This is a genomic window from Streptomyces sp. NPDC054956 (assembly GCF_053609185.1).
The window spans coordinates 1-1378 of sequence record NZ_JBSGXB010000638.1 but is presented as its reverse complement, the minus strand read 5'-3'; the positions used below and the strand labels follow the sequence as shown (position 1 = coordinate 1378).

Genomic DNA, 1378 nt, shown 5'->3' with positions numbered 1-1378 from the left:
GACCTCACCACCGACGAGGCGTGGCGCACCGGAGTCTCGCTGGGCACCGCCGTGGGCGGCACCACCCGTCTGGAGCACGACTACGTGGCCGTCAGCCAGTCGGGCGCCTGGTGGGACGTGGACCACCGGCTCGCCGGGCGCCACCTGCACCGGGCGTTCACCCCCGCCACCCTGGCCTCCGCCGTCGCGGAGAAGACGGGCGCGCGCGGACCGGTCCAGACCGTCTCCACCGGATGCACCTCCGGACTCGACGCCATCGGGTACGCCGTCCACTCCATCGCGGAGGGCCGGATGGACGTGTGCATCGCCGGCGCCTCCGACTCACCCGTCTCACCCATCACCGTGGCCTGCTTCGACGCCATCAAGGCCACCTCGCCGAACAACGACGACCCCGCCCACGCGTCCCGCCCCTTCGACGCCGACCGCGACGGGTTCGTCCTCGGCGAGGGAGGTGCCGTCCTCGTACTGGAGGAGCTGGAACACGCCCGCGCCCGTGGAGCGACCGTCTACTGCGAGATCGGCGGCTACGCCACCTTCGGCAACGCCCATCACATGACCGGACTGACCACCGAGGGCCTGGAGATGGCCCGGGCCATCGAAACAGCCCTCGCCCAGGCCCGGATCGGCGCCCACGAGATCGACTACGTCAACGCGCACGGCTCCGGGACCAAGCAGAACGACCGCCACGAGACCGCCGCGGTCAAGAAGGTCCTGGGCGACCACGCCTACAAGACGCCGATGACCTCCATCAAATCCATGGTGGGGCATTCCCTCGGCGCCATCGGGGCGATCGAACTGGCCGCATGCGTCCTGGCGATGACCCACCAGGTCGTACCGCCGACGGCCAACTACGAGACCCCCGACCCCGAATGCGACCTCGACTACGTCCCGCGCGTCGCCCGCGAGCGCAAGCTGCGCAGCGTGCTCTCCGTCGGCAGCGGTTTCGGCGGCTTCCAGTCCGCCGTCGTCATGACCCGGTCCGGGGAGTCCAGGGAATCCAAGGAGGAGGTGGTCTCGTGAGCGGCCGTACGGTCATCACGGGCATCGGGGTCGTCGCGCCCAACGGCATCGGCGCCGACGCTTTCTGGAAGGCGACCCAGGCGGGCACCGCCGTCCTGGGCCGGGTCACCCGGCAGGGCTGCGAACACCTCCCGCTGCGCGTCGCGGGCGAGGTACGGGGCTTCGACGCGGCCTCGATGGTCGAGGAACGCTATCTCGTCCAGACGGACCGCTACACCCACCACGCCCTCGCCGCGGCCGACCTCGCCCTGGAGGACGGCCGGCTCGGCCGCGCCGACTACGAGGCGGACCCCTGGTCCGTCGGCGTGGTCACCGCCGCCGGCTCCGGCGGCGGCGAGTACGGCCAGCGCGAGCTGCG

Annotated in this window: 2 protein-coding genes; both read left to right on the top strand. The window is 71.8% G+C overall.

The genetic code is table 11. The features are described from left to right. The coding region (locus ACWGDE_RS38975) for a beta-ketoacyl-[acyl-carrier-protein] synthase family protein (RefSeq protein ID WP_453393825.1) at window positions 1-1020 on the top strand (1020 nt) is incomplete at its 5' end. Next, window positions 1017-1378: beta-ketoacyl synthase N-terminal-like domain-containing protein (locus ACWGDE_RS38970; RefSeq protein WP_453393824.1), on the top strand; the 362-nt coding region annotated here is incomplete at its 3' end. The genes ACWGDE_RS38975 and ACWGDE_RS38970, both read left to right, overlap by 4 nt.